Below are 16,345 nucleotides of genomic sequence, written 5' to 3'. Positions count from 1 at the left end.
GTTTTCAGATTGCACGAGGATGACGCGCAGTGGGAAAACTAGTGGGTATACAAGCGTTGATATAGCGCACCATAAGCCTGAGCAGAAACCTGCCAACCAAAATCCATCGCCATCGCCTGACGCTGCACATAGCGCCATAGCGTGGGTCGGGACCACAACACAAACACACGACGAATCGCGCGGGATAGCGATCCCACACTGCAATCGTTAAAAACGAACCCACTTGCCAGCCCATCCGCCAGATTCTCCAGCGAACAGTCCGATACCGTATCCGCCAGCCCGCCCGTTCGGCGCACCAGCGGCAACGTGCCATATTTCAGGCCGTAGAGCTGCGTTAACCCGCAAGGCTCAAATCGGCTCGGCACCATGATGACATCCGCACCGCCAATAATGCGGTGCGAGAAGGACTCGTGATAGCCAATCTGTACGCCAACCTGACCGTGATATTCCGCCGCCGCCGCCAGAAAGCCCTCCTGCAAATCGGCATCTCCTGCGCCCAGCACCACCAGTTGCCCGCCCTGTTCCAGCAGGTCCGGCACCGCGCTTAGCGCGATATCGAGCCCTTTCTGGCTGGTCAGGCGACTTACGATGGCAAAAACCGGTGCCTTGTCGTCAACCTTCAAGCCCATCGCCGTTTGCAGATGCCGCTTGTTTGCGGCTTTGTCCGCTAAGGCATCTCGGGTGTAATGGCTGGTGAGTAAAGGATCGTGCGCCGGATTCCAAATCGTTTCGTCTACGCCATTGAGGATACCGGACAGCCGTCCTTCTTCTTCGCGCGTTTTCAGCAAGCCCTCCATGCCGTAGCCATAAGCTGGCAGCGTAATCTCGTGCGCGTAGGTTGGGCTCACGGTCGTAATATGGTCAGCGTAGTACAATCCCGCCTTGAGGTAGGAAATCTGGCCGTAAAACTCCAGCCCGTACACCTGAAAGAAATCGCTCGGAAGTTGGAGATTCGGCATATGCCGGGCTTCAAACAGCCCTTGATAGGCCAGGTTGTGAACGGTAAAGACCGATTTCGCCAGATGGTTGCGTGCCGCCATATAGGCGCAGGTCAGCCCCGCGTGCCAGTCATGAGCATGCACAACATCAGGTCGCCAATACTGATCCAGCCCGCCAGCCATTTCGCATCCCATCCACCCCCGCAGCGCAAACCGCAGGTAGTTGTCGGCGTACGCATAAAGCGCCGGGTCGTGATAAGGGCTGCCCGCACGTTCATACAGCTCAGGCACGTCAATCAAATAAATACCGACGCCGTTAAAATGGCCGAACAGCAGCGTGACGTGTCCCGCGAAGGTATCCAGCTCACGCACAACCTGTAGGTTGGCGATGCCTTTTTTCAGATCGGGGAAGGCAGGCAGGATGACACGGGCATCCATCCCCGCCGCAATCTGCGCGCCGGGCAACGCACCAGCCACATCCGCCAGTCCACCGGTTTTCAATAATGGAAATAGCTCCGAACAAACATGTAAGACCCGCATTATTACTCCCGTTTTGTTCCGATGGTGTTTACAGCTTTTCCAACATTGATCGTGTGACCAGCACGATCCCCTCTTCCGAACGGTAAAAACGGCGGCTATCCTCTTCCGCGTTTTCACCAATCACCATGCCTTCCGGCAAGTGGCAGGCGCGATCGATCACACAACGGCGTAAACGACAGGAGCGCCCCACGTTGACGTCCGGCAGGATCACCGTCGAATCGATACTGCAAAACGAATTCACCCGCACGCGCGGGAACAGCACGGAATGCGTGACAACAGAACCGGAGACGATGCAGCCCCCGGATACCAGCGAGTTCATCGTCATGCCGTGACTGCCGGAACGATCCTGGACAAATTTGGCGGGCGGCAGCGATTCAATCGCGGAGCGAATCGGCCAGTCCTGATCGTAGACATCCAGCTCCGGCGTGACTGACGCCAGATCGAGATTGGCGCGCCAGTAAGCTTCCAGCGTGCCGACGTCCCGCCAATAGTGGTGTTCATCCTCACCTGACGTGACGCACGACAGCGTAAAAGGGTGCGCCCAGGCCAGACGCTGCGAGACAATCTTCGGGATCAGATCCTGCCCAAAGTCGTGGGCAGAGTCCGTCGCGTTACGATCCGCTTCCAGTAATTGATAAAGATAGTCCGCATTAAAAACATAGATCCCCATGCTCGCGAGCGCCATATCGGGGTTATCCGGCATCGGCGTCGGGTTATCCGGTTTTTCGGAAAAATCGAGGATACGATGCTGTTTGTCCACACTCATGACGCCAAAGGCGCTGGCTTCTTCCAACGGCACGGGCAGGCAGGCGACCGTACATTCCGCCCCCTTCTCCACGTGATCGATCAGCATACGTGAGTAGTCCATCTTGTAGATGTGATCGCCCGCGAGGATCACCACATACTCCGCACGGTAGCGCCGAATAATGTCGAGATTCTGACAAACCGCGTCCGCCGTTCCCCGATACCAGTGATCGGTAGAATGGCGCTGCTGCGCAGGAAGCAAATCGACAAATTCGTTCATTTCCGCATTCAGAAATGACCAGCCGCGCTGAATGTGCTGCACCAGCGTATGCGACTGATATTGCGTAATCACGCCAATACGACGGATACCGGAATTCAGGCAGTTAGAGAGCGCGAAATCAATGATGCGAAATTTGCCGCCAAAATGGACGGCGGGCTTGGCACGCAATGCCGTCAGCCCTTTCAGTCGCGTTCCACGGCCTCCGGCCAAAATTAATGCCACGGATTTCAAAGGGAGCTGTCTTGCCAACATCAGAGGGTCATGCTTGTCGTTATTCACCATGGCTATCTCCTGATTATTCTTTTAATGGCTTGCGCTTAGGCGGTCTGTTTTATCAAGACGCCTACCGCTTGCGCTTGTCCGTGCCAAATTCCACCCTCAGGCGGATTCGTCTCATCAAACGGCGGTGAAACCTGCCAGTGGCCTTCTGGCAAAATGAACGCACCGGCATGCAGGCTGGCGTTAAACAACACGAGCCAACGACCGGAAAGTAAAATCTGTAGCTGGTGCTCCCCCTGCTCCCACTGTTGCGGCGTCAAAGGCTGTCCTTCTCGGTTCAGCCACTGCACCGCGCCATCCCCTTCTTGCCACCACGTTTCCTGCTGTAATGCCGGAATCGTGCGGCGTAACTGGATCAATCCGGCGACAAATTCACGCAGTGCGCTATTCGCGTTTTCCCAGTGTAGCCAAGTCAATTTGTTGTCCTGACAGTAGGCGTTGTTGTTGCCCTGCTGGCTGTGTCCCAGTTCATCACCCGCCAGCAGCATCGGCGTTCCCTGCGACAGAATCAGCGTCGCCAGCAACGCTTTCTGGCTGGCCAGTCGGCGTTGAAGAATGTCGTCGTCCGCTTCCAGCCCTTCCGTACCGTGGTTATTGCTGAAATTGCTGCCTGTGCCGTCGCGGTTGCCCTCGCCGTTGGCATCGTTGTGCTTGTGGTTGAAACTCACCAGATCGCGCAGCGTAAAGCCGTCATGGGCGGTCAGTTTATTGATAGAGGCGTAAGGTAGGCGGTCGCGCTGCTGGAAGATGTCGCTGGAGGCGGCAAAGCGGCGGGCAAATGCACCGAGAGAAATATCACCATGCAGCCAAAAGCGGCGCATGTCGTCACGGTAGCGGTCGCTCCACTCGGCAAACGGTGTCGGGAACTGACCGAGTTGGTAACCACCATGCCCGATATCCCACGGTTCGGCGATCAGCTTGCAGCCCTGCAAGCGGCTATCATTTTTCATGGCGGACAGCAGCGGCGCGTCGGCGGTAAAATCCGGGGTACGCCCCAGCACCGTTGCCAGATCGAAGCGGAAACCATCAACGTGGCAGACCTCGCGCCAGAAGCGCAGGCAGTCCATCACCCAATCCATCACCGCCGGATGATTCAGGCGCAGCACATTGCCGCAGCCGGTCCAGTTATGGTATTCGCCGTTGTCACCCAGCCAGTAATAACTGCGGTTGTCGATGCCGCGCTGGCACAGCGTAGGCCCTTCGACGTCCAGCTCGGCGCTGTGGTTGAACACCACATCCAGAATGACCTCGATACCCGCGTGATGCAGTGCTTTCACCGCATCGCGAAATTCATTCAGCGCGTCGTCACCCGCCGCCAGACTGTTATCGACGGCAAACGGCAGCAGCACGTTATAGCCCCAGTAATTACGCAGCCCCAGTTGCTGAAGCCGGGGTTCATCCGCATGCTGCTGCACCGGAAGCAGTTCCAGCGCTGTCACACCCAGCGATGTCAGATAGTCAATCATCACCGGATGGCCTAACGCCGCATAGCTACCGCGAATATCTTCGGGAATATCGGGATGCAGCTGCGTCAGCCCGCGGACATGCGCCTCATAAATCACCGTCTGATTCCAGGGCGTGTGCGGATGCTGGTCATCCTGCCAGTCGTAATCCTCAGCCGTAACGACGCACTTCGCCATGATGGCAGCGCTATCGCGCTCATCACGTTGGTCAATCCCGCCTTGCAGGCAAGCGTCATCCACCACCCAGCCATCGAGCTGGCGGGCGCACGGATCCAACAGCAGTTTATGCGGATTGAAGCGCAAACCCTGCGACGGTTCAAACGGCCCATCGACCCGGAAACCGTAGCGTAGCCCCGGCAGTGCATCGGGGAGATAGCCATGCCAGATATCGCCGCTGCGTGCGGTCAGTTCGATGCGCTGTTCCTGCTGACGTTCATCAAACACGCATAGCTCAACCCGCTCGGCATCTGCCGAAAACAGAGCGAAATTCACGCCCTGTCCATCAAAACTGGCTCCCAGCGGCGTCGGCTTGCCCGTCTGCAATTCCGCCATTTATGTCTCCTTCACCAGATACAGCGTGGCAAGCGGCGGAATGGTCAGAACCAGAGAATGCTGACGCTGGTGGCTAGCCTGCTCCTCGCTGTAAATCGTCCCGACATTGCCCGAATCACTCCCGTTGTAGTGAACCGAATCCGTGTTGATCGCTTCTCGCCAGCCACCCGGCTGGTTAATGCCAATCCGATAGCCATAGCGCGGCACTGGCGTAAAGTTGCTGACGACCAGCACTTCGTTGCCTTGCTCATCACGCCGGATAAAGGCAAAGACCGAGTTTTCCCGGTCATCCACCACCAGCCATTCAAAGCCCTGCGGCTGAAAATCCAGCTGATACAGCGACGGCTGCTGGCGATAATAGTGGTTGAGATCGCGCACCAGTGTCTGCACGCCGCGGTGCCAGCCTTCCGGCTCATCCAGCAGATGCCAGTCCAGACTGGCGTCGTGGTTCCACTCACGCCCTTGCGCAAATTCGCCGCCCATAAACAGCAGCTTCTTGCCGGGATATGCCCACATAAAGCCGTAATACGCGCGCAAATTGGCAAATTTCTGCCAGACATCGCCGGGCATACGATCCAGCAGCGAGTGCTTGCCGTGCACCACTTCATCGTGAGACAGCGGCAACACGAAATTCTCGCTATAGGCGTACAACATGCCAAATGTCAGTAAATCGTGATGGTGTTTGCGGTGAACCGGATCGAGCTGCATATAGGTCAGCGTGTCGTGCATCCAGCCCATATTCCACTTGTAGTGAAATCCTAAACCGTTGCAGTCCGGTGGCAACGTGACGCCCGGATAATCGGTGGACTCTTCGGCCAGCGTGATCGCCGCTGGCGCCGCATGACCCAGCATGTGGTTGGTGTAGCGTAGAAACGAGATAGCTTCGAGGTTCTCTTTGCCGCCGTAATGGTTCGGCACCCACTGACCTTCGCTGCGGCTGTAGTCGCGGTAAATCATGGAAGCCACGGCGTCGACCCGCAGGCCGTCGATGCCATAGCGCTCCATCCAGAACAGCGCATTGCCCGCCAGATAGTTACGTACTTCATGGCGGCCATAGTTATAAATCAACGTATTCCAGTCCTGATGATAGCCTTCGCGTGGATCGGCATATTCATACAGCGCGGTGCCGTCAAACTGCGCCAAACCGTATTCGTCGCCGGGAAAATGCCCCGGCACCCAGTCCAGCAAAACGTTGATGTCCGCCTCATGGAGCGCATCAACAAAGGCTCTGAACTCCGACGCGGTGCCGAAACGACGGGTGGGCGCATACAGCCCCAGCGGTTGATAACCCCAGCTACCATCGAACGGGTGTTCGTTAATTGGCATCAGCTCCACATGCGTGAAGCCCATGTACTGCACATAATCAATCAGTTGATTCGCCAGTTCCTGATAGCTCAGCCAGAAATTGTTATCCGTATGCCGCCGCCAGGAACCGAGGTGAACTTCATAAATGGAAATGGGTGAACGCAGACCGTTCGCCTCACGCCGGGCATCGTTGGTCGGGACTTTCTCGGGCAGCGGTGTAATCAGCGATGCGGTATCTGGGCGCATCTGCGCTTCAAACGCATACGGGTCGGCCTTCAGCCGGACGCTGCCGTGGCTGTCGATCATTTCATATTTGTAGAGCTGCCCTGCTTTCACATCGGGCAGAAACAGTTCCCAAATACCGTTTTCCTGTCGCAGCCGCATCGGGTGACGTCGGCCATCCCAGAAGTTGAACTGCCCCACCACGGAAACGCGCTGAGCATTCGGTGCCCAGACGGCAAAGCGCGTGCCTTCAACACCGTCCAGCGTTTCCAGATGTGCGCCTAGCCGCTCGTAAGGTCGCAGGTGCGTGCCTTCGGCCAAAAGCCAAATGTCCATATCCTGCAACAGCGGGCCAAAACGGTAGGGATCTTCAATCACCCAGGTTTCTTCACCCCAGGTCACGGCCAATTGATAGTGAAAAGCATTTTTCCGACGCGGCACCAGACCACAAAAAAAACCGCGTTCGTCTACACGATCCAGCTCGACGATTTTTCGTCCATTGCTGGCATCCACAACCCAGACTGCCTGCGCATCCGGCAGCAGTGCCCGAACTTCAAGACCTTTGGAGGAATGATGCATACCTAACAGCGAAAACGGGTCGGCATAATGCCCGGAAATAAGTGAATTAATCGCCTCAGAAAACGCTGACATGGTATCCATCCTCTGATTAACCATTTGAATTAAATAAATAAGTAATATAAAAAGCGCATTACACTGCGCTTATATTCTCCCGTTACTTATTTTTAACAAAAAGCCAATAAAAATAACGAGTTATTAGCTTGCTAATGAATAACGGCGTCGTGTAAAAATAATGAATACTATGAAAGAGTTCTTGAACCACGCCCCCTAATTCAGCGTAGTCAAAGAACGGAGAAATATCCGAGAACGGATGAAATTTTCCGTTTATATTTATATGAATAAGTTATGACAGAGGATGATTAGCATCTTTTGTTCAAAGATCGATTCGTCCGCTAGCAAAAAGCAGTACAATTTGGCGATTATGTATGTTGCAAATTGTGTGTGAAGAGACCCCGTCCATGGTTAGCCAGGTTGATCTGATTCTTTCCCTTTTACAGCAGATGTGCGTTTATCTGGTTATCGCCTATCTGCTCAGTAAAACACCGCTTTTTATCCCGCTGATGCAGGTCACCATCCGTCTGCCGCACAAGCTGGTCTGCTATCTGGTTTTTTCCATGTTTTGCATTATGGGAACCTATTTCGGCCTGCATATAGACGATTCTATTGCCAATACCCGCGCGACGGGTGCCGTGCTCGGCGGCATGCTGGGCGGCCCTTCTGTCGGTTTTCTCGTCGGGTTAACGGGTGGATTACACCGCTATTCGATGGGCGGCATGACCGCGCTGGCCTGTATGCTGTCGACGATTGCCGAAGGCCTGCTCGGCGGGCTGTTACACCGCTATCTGGCACGCCGCAACCGCATCGACCTGCTGTTTCAGCCCCTCGTCGTCGGCCTGACCGCGCTGGTTGCGGAGATACTACAAATGGCGATTATCCTGCTGGTCGCCCGTCCGTTTGATAATGCGGTTGAACTGGTTCGAGATATCGCCTTACCGATGATGATCACCAACACCATCGGTGCTGCCATGTTCATGCGCATCCTGCTCGACAGACGCGCCATTTTTGAAAAATACACCTCCGCGTTTTCCGCCAAGGCGCTGCAAATCGCCGCCCGCGCCGAAGGGGCGCTGCGTCAGGGATTTAACCCGCAAAACAGTATGCGCGTTGCCCGTATTTTATATGAAGAGTTAGGTGTGGGTGCCGTAGCCATTACCGATCGTGACAAGCTGCTGGCCTTCATCGGACTGGGCGACGACCACCACAACGTCGGCGCGCCTATCACGTCATCACACACCCGTCGGGCGATAGATAACAATCAGGTGGTGTACGCCGACGGCAACGAGGTGTCTTATACCTGTTCGGTTTCATCACACTGCAAACTCGGTTCCACGCTGGTGATCCCGCTGCGGGGCGAAGATCAGCGCGTTGTCGGCACGATCAAGCTTTATGAGCCCAAGAATAAGCTATTTTCCAGCATTAACCGCACGCTAGGGGAAGGGATCGCCCACCTGCTTTCCGCACAGATTCTGACGGGCCGTTTTGAACAGCAGAAACAGCTGCTGGCCCAGTCGGAAATCAAGCTGCTACACGCGCAGGTCAACCCGCATTTTCTGTTTAACGCACTGAATACGCTGTCCGCGGTGATACGACGCGATCCTGCTCACGCTCGCCAGCTGGTGCTGTCCCTATCGACGTTTTTCCGTAAAAACCTCAAGCGCAGCAACGATGAAGTGTCGCTTAATGACGAGCTGGAGCACGTTAACGCCTACCTCGAAATCGAAAAGGCGCGCTTTGCCGATCACCTGACCGTAGACATTTCGCTGCCGGAAGCGCTGCGTGAGGCGCGATTACCCGCGTTTTCCCTGCAACCGATTGTCGAAAATGCGATTAAGCACGGTATCTCGCAGATGATTGAAAACGGGCACATCCACATCAGCGGACGCCTGCACGCCAACACGCTGGAACTGTCCGTAGAAGATAACGCTGGCACCTATCAGCCCCGCAGCGGCGGCGATGGGTTAGGTATGAATCTGGTCGACCGCCGCATCAAAGCACGCTACGGCAACCGCTATGGCATCACGGTAGTCAGCGAAGCGGATAAATTCACCCGCGTAGAAGTTCGCGTCCCACTGATCTCACCCCGTCAGGCATTGGAACAGTTGGATAGCGTGGCGTAAACGCACAATCAGAGACGATCTCTCCTTACCTGCCATCCTTATAGATAATGCAATAATATTTGCATTATCTATTTTATTTTAAATATAGCCTAACGTGTGCTAACAAGGCTTATTTTTACATCTATGTAGAAAAATCTCAGTTGAAGAGAGAAGTCTACGTCGGAAAGATCAGCGTTTACTTATAGGTATTCGGGGCGCTTTAATATAAAAAAATGAGATTATTATCAAGAAAGTAATTTTTTTGCTGAAAAATTGACATACATCAATCCCCATAAACATTCCTATCTACCATCGATAATAAAAACTTACTGCTCACAAATTTTAGTTTCAATTAGACTATAATAATGTCTTTTATTGTGAGGAATAGGAAATGCCAGATCTTGAATTAATGCCTTTAAAAAATATTGAGTTTTATAAAACAGCAGAAAAAATTATTTTTGAAGATTATCAGTGTAACTGTAAAAAAGGCTGGAAAGATGAGGATCGTTTCATTGTGTACAAAGCGGACAAATCAGGTATCACTGAAGTTATTAACAACAACATAAATGAAAATAATTTAAATACACTGCTTGAACTATCACCACATTATCTCAGTGAGAAAATTATCATATCAGGTGGGCACACCGTTGTGAATCTTAATGACCGATTTTCTGTAAGTCCAGAAGTTGAAAGGTCTGCAAAATTTTGTATCGATTACATCATAAAATCTATAAAGAAGTTTAAAATAAAACCTGATTTTTTAATGGAAATTAATGATTTTTACATGGAAAAAAGTGATGGAAGTGAAATAGGTAAAGAAAATCATTTTAGAAAAATAGCGACATCCCCCTATATTATACCAGAGAGGATCAACCGTTATATTAAAGATAGCTGTATGAAAAACAACACGGATATCACATCGTTTTACGTTAGTGAAAAAAATATGGCGGATCGTTTTAAACGACATATAAAAAACCAAAAGAATAATGTGTTATTTAAAAAAATAAACGAAACTTTATACATGAATGTAGGAGGAGAAGAATTCGAAGTTATAAAAAACAATAAACCAACCTGTGTAGCAGGTAATGCAGCGACATTCCGAGCGATAAGATATCGAATCTCCCCAAATAAAACTGCAGACAACTATACGTCACATATTGGTGTATTCCCTTTATGCTCAAAGCAAAACGTTCTTAACGGTTATCGTGCAGCATCAGCATTTTACGATGACTTTGAACTTCCCTCACTATTAGTATTTTTTGGTAAATCTTGCTTTCAATAGACACATTTATGCCCTAAATAGCTCGAGTTGTAGGCAAACGGTGAAGCATTGCCAACGCACATACAGCTTGAAATATGACACATATGGACTGAGTTAGTTGAACATTTGCAACTAGCAACACTAGGAAGATTGATATGAGAATATCTTACTTTTATTGGCCCGTAACTTTTTTTTCGACCGCATTTGGTGCCGGAATATTTTTTCTCCCCCAGTCTGTCGGGCCTAATATTGTTGGAACAAACTATTTTTTATTCCTTATGATCTCTGCAGCAATCACCTCATGTTTGGCACATATTCTTTTTTTAAAATTCATCAGAGCATGCCCACAGAATGATTATCTTACCTCCACATCACTATTCATAGGAAAACATGCTGCTAGAGTTTTATGTTTGCTATTTTTGTTTTCTATGTTATTGATTGCTTTAATAAATTTCATCACTCTCGTCAATCTTATCATTGGATATTTTGAAGACTCGCTCACTAATCGATTTTTAATTTCGTGCATAATAATATATATACTTTCAATGGGTTCATTCAAATACAACAAAGAAATAGAGAAATTAATATCAAAAATATTTTTACCCTCCGTGATTATCATTCTAATTATTTCTACTTTTTTTATAACTTCGCAGCCTAGATATACTCCCCCATCAACGATTATGGATAGTAACATAAACCTATTTTCACTTATCCCAATTGTTTTATTTATATTTAATTTTTCACCATGCATCCAGCGTTTTTCCAGAATGGATAGCCATGCGAAGAAAGATGTGAGCACAATTATTACTGGAGTAATTATTATTTTTTTATTTGTGTCTCTGACAATATTTTCTCTAAGCAAGGTGCTTTCTATCCATGATTTATTTATTATAAAAGAAAATAATAATGACGCTCTATCATATGCGGCAAAACACACCAATAACTACATTATCTGTATCGCATCTACGCTTTTGATAGCTTGCGTAACCTCCGGTGCATATGCCGGAACATTAATGGGAATAGTAGACAGTGCTGAGTCACTAGGTTTTAAAAATAGATTTTTTGTTCTTATTGTTAATGCTATAATTTGTATCGCTGTTGGAACAATAAATCCAAGCATTATAAAAATAATCTCCAACCTGTCTGTTCCTATCATTATAGCAACCGTATTTATCATCCCTTCAGTTTATTTTATAAAAAATGGGGGATATGTAATGAAGGCCACTGCATCTTTTGTATTATGCAGTGGAATTACCGTATTATTTTTTATTTACCCATAAAAAATCATGAAATTACAATCTCACTTCCGGTTGCTGGATGGCTACATTCTGGTAGCCACAATCGTCCCCAGTGACCAGTACAATGGCATCCCATAATAAAGTCTGGATTTATTATTTTCAGAAATCGCCTTATTTCCAATAATTTCATAACTGATGCACGTCTGAGATGAAAACCACCGACCAAAGCATGGATATGACGGACCCCAGTAATATTCTGGCAATGACGAACAATATTAATAATCCCTCGATGCCCACACCCCGTAATAATAACGAGACCTTTTGAAGAAAGATAGATGAGCGCACCTTCATCATCAATATAGTCAGGCACACTCTCTTCTTTTTCTAAATAACCGTAAGCGACAGGATTATCAACTTTGATTTCACCAGACCATATCAATTTTTCGCTTATTTGAAAAGGCACGCGAGTGTATTGCATAGCAAACCGAGAATAATCGTTATTGACTGATAAAGATTTTACTTTTTTTATGTGCCCCATAAAATCAAGTGCCGCATAACGCTTACTGTTTATATTCGGATGGCAAATGATTTTCGTATTATCAAGCAACCATTTTACACCACCACAGTGATCATAATGACCATGAGACAACACAACAGCAGATAACGAATCCAATGATATCCCCATCAATTTCGCGTTGTGAAGGAAAGTGTCGTCTGGACCTGTATCAAATAAAACGGAATCGGTACCAGAGCGAAGAAGGAGGCTAAATCCTGGTCTGGTTATCAGATTATTATCAGCACCAACAGCTTTATGGTTATCAACTAACACGCTCATTTTTAATGTCATATACAGGGAATCCCATTCCACTATAGTTCAATGCATTATGAGCGCGGACTGGGCAACTGTCGCTAACTAATCTAACAGACGGTTGACGCTTTGCGGCATTCATGTAACACGTATGACGTTCATCAAGATATGACGCAACACCAACCGATGTTGCGCCAGAAAAGCAGCAGGATTACAGCAGGATGCGCAGCATACGGCGCAGCGGTTCAGCGGCTCCCCACAGCAACTGATCGCCAACCGTGAAGGCGGACAGGTATTCCGGCCCCATGTTCAGCTTACGCAGACGACCCACCGGCGTGGAGAGCGTGCCCGTTACCGCAGCAGGCGTCAGTTCACGCATGGTGATGTCGCGATCATTCGGCACCACTTTCACCCAGTCGTTGTGGGTTGCCAGCAGCTGTTCGATTTCCGGCAGCGCGACGTCTTTTTTCAGTTTGATGGTGAACGCCTGGCTGTGGCAGCGCAGTGCGCCGACACGGACGCAAAGACCGTCAACAGGAATGACGCTGCTGGTGCTCAGAATCTTGTTGGTTTCCGCCTGACCTTTCCACTCTTCACGGCTCTGGCCGTTATCCAGCTGTTTGTCGATCCACGGAATCAGGCTGCCCGCCAATGGCACACCGAAGTTATCGGTCGGCAGTGAGCCGCTACGGGTCAGCGCTGTCACTTTACGCTCAATATCTAGAATCGCAGAAGCAGGATCCTGTAGCTCTTTCGCCACTTCACCGTGTAACGAACCCATCTGGGCCAGCAGTTCACGCATGTGACGCGCACCGCCGCCAGAAGCCGCTTGATACGTCGCAGCAGAAACCCACTCCACCAGATTGTTAGCAAACAGGCCGCCCAATGACATCAGCATCAGGCTGACGGTACAGTTACCGCCTGCAAAGGTTTTGATGCCTTTATCCAGACCCTGTTGAATCACCCCGTGGTTCACCGGATCCAGAATAATAATCGCGTCATCTTTCATACGCAGTGAGGATGCGGCGTCGATCCAGTAACCCTGCCAGCCACTTTCACGCAGCTTTGGGTAAACTTCATTGGTATAATCGCCGCCCTGACAGGTAATGATGATGTCCAGCGCGCGCAGGGCTTCGATATTATAAGCATCCTGCAACACGCCTTTATGACCGCCCAGCGCTGGAGCAGCGTCGCCGTGCTGAGAAGTCGAAAAGAATACCGGGTGAATCACATCAAAGTCGCGTTCTTCCACCATGCGCTGCATGAGAACCGAGCCGACCATACCGCGCCAGCCAATAAAACCAACATTTTTCATGGTAACTGTCCTGCTTTGGGGGTAACAAAAAGAATTCTGGCTAACGTCGATAGCGCTTAGTGATTGCTGGCTCGGTGATCTCCCGCAGAGGTCGCGCGCGCGTCGTGTCGTAAACCTGTAAATAATCGTGTCATTCAACCTTACAAAATGTACATAAAGTCGCAAGTGAATTTATTCGATAGTACGCCCTTTTTCAGCAGTCATTCTAATATCATCAACCTGACGCAGGATAATCACGTTGGTCAGCCCGTAAAGATGGCCCAGGTCAGGAAACAAGGTTTCGGGAGTAAAAAACCAAAATGACAGAAATGATCTCCGCAACAGTGCTGCTGTTGCTCATTATGGATCCACTCGGCAACCTGCCGATTTTCATGTCCGTACTCAAACACCTCGACCCCAAACGTCGACGTGTGGTGCTGATCCGTGAAATGCTGATCGCACTCGGACTGATGCTGATTTTTCTGTTCGCCGGTGAACACATTCTGGCGTTCCTGAATCTGCGCACCGAAACCGTGTCGATTTCCGGCGGTATCGTGCTGTTCCTCATCGCGATTCGTATGATTTTCCCTTCGCAGGAAGGCAATAGCAGCGGTCTGCCTGCCGGAGAGGAACCGTTTCTGGTGCCCATGGCGATTCCGCTGGTCGCGGGGCCGTCGATCCTCGCGGCGCTGATGCTGCTGTCTCACCAGTATCCCAATCAGCTACCTCACCTGACGCTGGCGCTGTTTATCGCCTGGACGATTTCGTTCATCATCCTGCTGATGTCTGATTTGTTCTTACGTTTGCTAGGTGAGAAAGGCGTGAGTGCGCTGGAGAAATTGATGGGCCTGATTCTGGTGATGCTATCGACGCAGATGTTCCTCGACGGCATCCGTGCTTATATGAAGTTATAGCCGCGTTGTTACCCTGTGCCTTAGTCACATTTTTTATGCCGACTAAGAGACGGTTTCGTGCGCGATAATACCGTCATTTCCATGCTACCCCGTAGCACGCGCCCGACGCAGGGCGCTCAGTCGCCGCCGCCCTGCGAACCCAGGCTTCCGGCTAAATCATGCCGCTACGCGATGCCATCGGTGTTCATGAGCACAATTCGAGCCGCCAGTGACGCGTTCCATACGCGGCACTGGCTTTCGCGGCGTCCATGCCGCTCACTCGGTGCTCATGATCACCGCTGCATAATTTTTACGCCGGATTAATGTCAAAACCTTCCCCTGTAAGAAGAAGGTTAAACACATCAAAGAAGAATACTTCCCACTAACGCGATCAGGAACGCGATGGTGCCGAGCAGCGTTTCCATCACCGTCCAGGTTTTCAGGGTCGTTTTCTCATCCATTTCGAGGAAACGGCCAACCAGCCAGAAGCCTGAGTCGTTCACATGCGACAGCACGGTCGCACCGCCCGCAATCGCTACCACGATAAAACAGAGATCGAACTGGCTGAGGCCAGGCGTCGCCGCTACCGCCGGTGCCATCAGCGCCGCCGTGGTCGTCAGTGCTACCGTTGCAGAACCCTGCGCCACACGCAGTGCAGCAGACACCACAAACGCGGCAACGATCACCGGCATACCGGTATCCGCCAGTGCGCCAGACAGCGCATTGCCGATACCGCTGGAACGCAGAACGCCACCGAACATCCCGCCCGCACCGGTGACCAGAATAATCGAACAAACCGGACCCAGCGCGCCTTCACAGATCTTCTCAAGGTGTCGACGGCTATGCTGGCCGCTAAACATAATCATGGCAAACAAGACCGTAATCAGCAGTGCAATCGGCGTTTTCCCTAACATACGCAGGAACTGTACCAGACCGCTATCGCCGCTGATGACGCCCATTACCGTCAAGGTATTCAATCCGGTATCGAGGAAAATCAGGATCAGCGGCAGCAACAGCACCCACATCACCACGCCAAACGCTGGCGGCGTATGCTTCTCATCCGCTTTAACTTCGGTCAGGAAGGTAGACGGCAACGGCAAATGGAATTTCTTACCTGCCCACAGGCCGAACAGATAACCGCCCAGATACCAGGTAGGGTAAGCAATCACGGCACCAACCAGCACCAGCAGGCCAATGTTGGCACCCAGCAGTTCACTGGCAGCAACCGGACCGGGATGCGGTGGCAGCAAGGCGTGCATAACGGCAAATGCGCCCGCAGCAGGGAACGCATAGGTCAGCGTTGAGCCGCCAAAACGTTTCGCCACGCTGAAAATAATCGGCAGCATGACGATCAGCCCGGCATCGAAAAAGATCGGGAAGCCGAACAGCAGAGAGGCAAGACCCAGCGCGAAAGGCGCACGTTTCTCACCAAATTTATTGATTAGCGTATCCGCCAGCACATTTGCACCACCGGTCACTTCCAGCAGGCGACCAATCATTGCCCCCAGACCAACCAGCAAGGCAACAGATGCCAGCGTACTGCCGAAACCGCTGAGCAGCGTAGGAACGAGTTTCTCAAAAGGGGTTTTCGTCGCTAGCGCCGTGATCAGGCTCACCAGCGTCAACGCCAAAAACGCGTGGACGCGGAAGCGCATAATCAGTACCAGTAACAGCGCGACCGCACCTGCGGCGATGGTTAATAGCACACTGGCGCTATAGGCGGATGTTATTTCTGTCATCGTTAATAATCTCTTTAGGCACCCGGTCTGGATTGGCTGATTGTTTGTGAGGTG

12 protein-coding genes are annotated in these 16,345 nt (G+C 50.9%); 4 read left to right on the top strand and 8 right to left on the bottom strand.

Annotated elements, in window-relative coordinates:
* Window positions 1–38: 38 nt before the first annotated feature.
* The 4 genes from glgA to glgB are packed head-to-tail and all read right to left on the bottom strand — an operon-like array spanning window position 39 to window position 6,974.
* Entirely contained in the window at window positions 39–1,478 is a 1,440-nt protein-coding gene (glgA, locus tag LOZ86_RS02670; protein WP_230242821.1) for a glycogen synthase GlgA, read from the bottom strand.
* Between the two features lie 28 nt (window positions 1,479–1,506).
* Window positions 1,507–2,784, bottom strand: a complete 1,278-nt coding sequence (glgC, locus tag LOZ86_RS02665; RefSeq protein ID WP_039484744.1) for a glucose-1-phosphate adenylyltransferase — start codon at window positions 2,782–2,784, stop codon at window positions 1,507–1,509.
* Between the two features lie 35 nt (window positions 2,785–2,819).
* Window positions 2,820–4,796 carry a glycogen debranching protein GlgX gene (glgX, locus tag LOZ86_RS02660; protein ID WP_039484747.1) on the bottom strand — a complete coding sequence of 659 codons (1,977 nt, stop codon included), beginning with the start codon at window positions 4,794–4,796 and terminating at the stop codon, window positions 2,820–2,822.
* A complete protein-coding gene (glgB, locus tag LOZ86_RS02655) occupies window positions 4,797–6,974 on the bottom strand; it encodes a 1,4-alpha-glucan branching enzyme (RefSeq protein WP_039484749.1) in 2,178 nt (725 codons plus the stop codon). It lies immediately after the preceding gene.
* A 386-nt stretch (window positions 6,975–7,360) separates the two neighbouring features.
* Between glgB and LOZ86_RS02650 the strand changes: the two genes are divergently transcribed.
* Complete coding sequence (locus tag LOZ86_RS02650) at window positions 7,361–9,079, top strand: sensor histidine kinase (protein ID WP_039484752.1); 1,719 nt, start codon at window positions 7,361–7,363, stop codon at window positions 9,077–9,079.
* Between the two features lie 370 nt (window positions 9,080–9,449).
* Window positions 9,450–10,340 (top strand): hypothetical protein, encoded by an 891-nt coding sequence (locus LOZ86_RS02645; RefSeq protein ID WP_039484755.1) that lies wholly within the window; start codon window positions 9,450–9,452, stop codon window positions 10,338–10,340.
* Between the two features lie 334 nt (window positions 10,341–10,674).
* Here LOZ86_RS02645 and LOZ86_RS02640 read toward each other — a convergent pair whose 3' ends face one another.
* Window positions 10,675–11,070, bottom strand: coding sequence for a hypothetical protein (locus tag LOZ86_RS02640; RefSeq protein ID WP_052012070.1), 396 nt, complete (start codon window positions 11,068–11,070; stop codon window positions 10,675–10,677).
* Between the two features lie 40 nt (window positions 11,071–11,110).
* On the opposite strand from LOZ86_RS02640, the gene LOZ86_RS02635 reads away from it, so the two are divergent.
* On the top strand, window positions 11,111–11,599 hold the full coding sequence (locus LOZ86_RS02635) for an amino acid permease (protein WP_131522962.1): 489 nt from the start codon (window positions 11,111–11,113) through the stop codon (window positions 11,597–11,599).
* Between the two features lie 4 nt (window positions 11,600–11,603).
* Here LOZ86_RS02635 and LOZ86_RS02630 read toward each other — a convergent pair whose 3' ends face one another.
* A complete protein-coding gene (locus tag LOZ86_RS02630; RefSeq protein ID WP_039484760.1) occupies window positions 11,604–12,404 on the bottom strand; it encodes an MBL fold metallo-hydrolase in 801 nt (266 codons plus the stop codon).
* A 172-nt stretch (window positions 12,405–12,576) separates the two neighbouring features.
* Window positions 12,577–13,680 carry an aspartate-semialdehyde dehydrogenase gene (gene asd / locus LOZ86_RS02625; protein ID WP_039474155.1) on the bottom strand — a complete coding sequence of 368 codons (1,104 nt, stop codon included), beginning with the start codon at window positions 13,678–13,680 and terminating at the stop codon, window positions 12,577–12,579.
* 299 nt (window positions 13,681–13,979) lie between these two features.
* Here asd and LOZ86_RS02620 point away from each other — a divergent pair, with 299 nt between their 5' ends.
* Window positions 13,980–14,573 carry a YhgN family NAAT transporter gene (locus tag LOZ86_RS02620; protein WP_039484765.1) on the top strand — a complete coding sequence of 198 codons (594 nt, stop codon included), beginning with the start codon at window positions 13,980–13,982 and terminating at the stop codon, window positions 14,571–14,573.
* A gap of 341 nt (window positions 14,574–14,914) precedes the next feature.
* Here LOZ86_RS02620 and LOZ86_RS02615 read toward each other — a convergent pair whose 3' ends face one another.
* A complete protein-coding gene (locus tag LOZ86_RS02615; protein WP_039484767.1) occupies window positions 14,915–16,291 on the bottom strand; it encodes a GntP family permease in 1,377 nt (458 codons plus the stop codon).
* Window positions 16,292–16,345: the final 54 nt, after the last annotated feature.

This window comes from Pectobacterium parvum (genome assembly GCF_020971565.1).
GTDB lineage: Bacteria > Pseudomonadota > Gammaproteobacteria > Enterobacterales > Enterobacteriaceae > Pectobacterium > Pectobacterium polare.
This window is presented reverse-complemented; position numbering and strand designations above follow the sequence as displayed.

Bases quoted from the DNA above. Each gene is read 5' to 3' on its own strand.
- glgA (WP_230242821.1), bottom strand. From the start codon at position 1,478: ATGCGGGTCTTACATGTTTGTTCGGAGCTATTTCCATTATTGAAAACC.
- glgC (WP_039484744.1), bottom strand. From the start codon at position 2,784: ATGGTGAATAACGACAAGCATGACCCTCTGATGTTGGCAAGACAGCTC.
- glgX (WP_039484747.1), bottom strand. From the start codon at position 4,796: ATGGCGGAATTGCAGACGGGCAAGCCGACGCCGCTGGGAGCCAGTTTT.
- glgB (WP_039484749.1), bottom strand. From the start codon at position 6,974: ATGTCAGCGTTTTCTGAGGCGATTAATTCACTTATTTCCGGGCATTAT.
- LOZ86_RS02650 (WP_039484752.1), top strand. From the start codon at position 7,361: ATGGTTAGCCAGGTTGATCTGATTCTTTCCCTTTTACAGCAGATGTGC.
- LOZ86_RS02645 (WP_039484755.1), top strand. From the start codon at position 9,450: ATGCCAGATCTTGAATTAATGCCTTTAAAAAATATTGAGTTTTATAAA.
- LOZ86_RS02640 (WP_052012070.1), bottom strand. From the start codon at position 11,070: ATGCATGGTGAAAAATTAAATATAAATAAAACAATTGGGATAAGTGAA.
- LOZ86_RS02630 (WP_039484760.1), bottom strand. From the start codon at position 12,404: ATGACATTAAAAATGAGCGTGTTAGTTGATAACCATAAAGCTGTTGGT.
- asd (WP_039474155.1), bottom strand. From the start codon at position 13,680: ATGAAAAATGTTGGTTTTATTGGCTGGCGCGGTATGGTCGGCTCGGTT.
- LOZ86_RS02620 (WP_039484765.1), top strand. From the start codon at position 13,980: ATGACAGAAATGATCTCCGCAACAGTGCTGCTGTTGCTCATTATGGAT.
- LOZ86_RS02615 (WP_039484767.1), bottom strand. From the start codon at position 16,291: ATGACAGAAATAACATCCGCCTATAGCGCCAGTGTGCTATTAACCATC.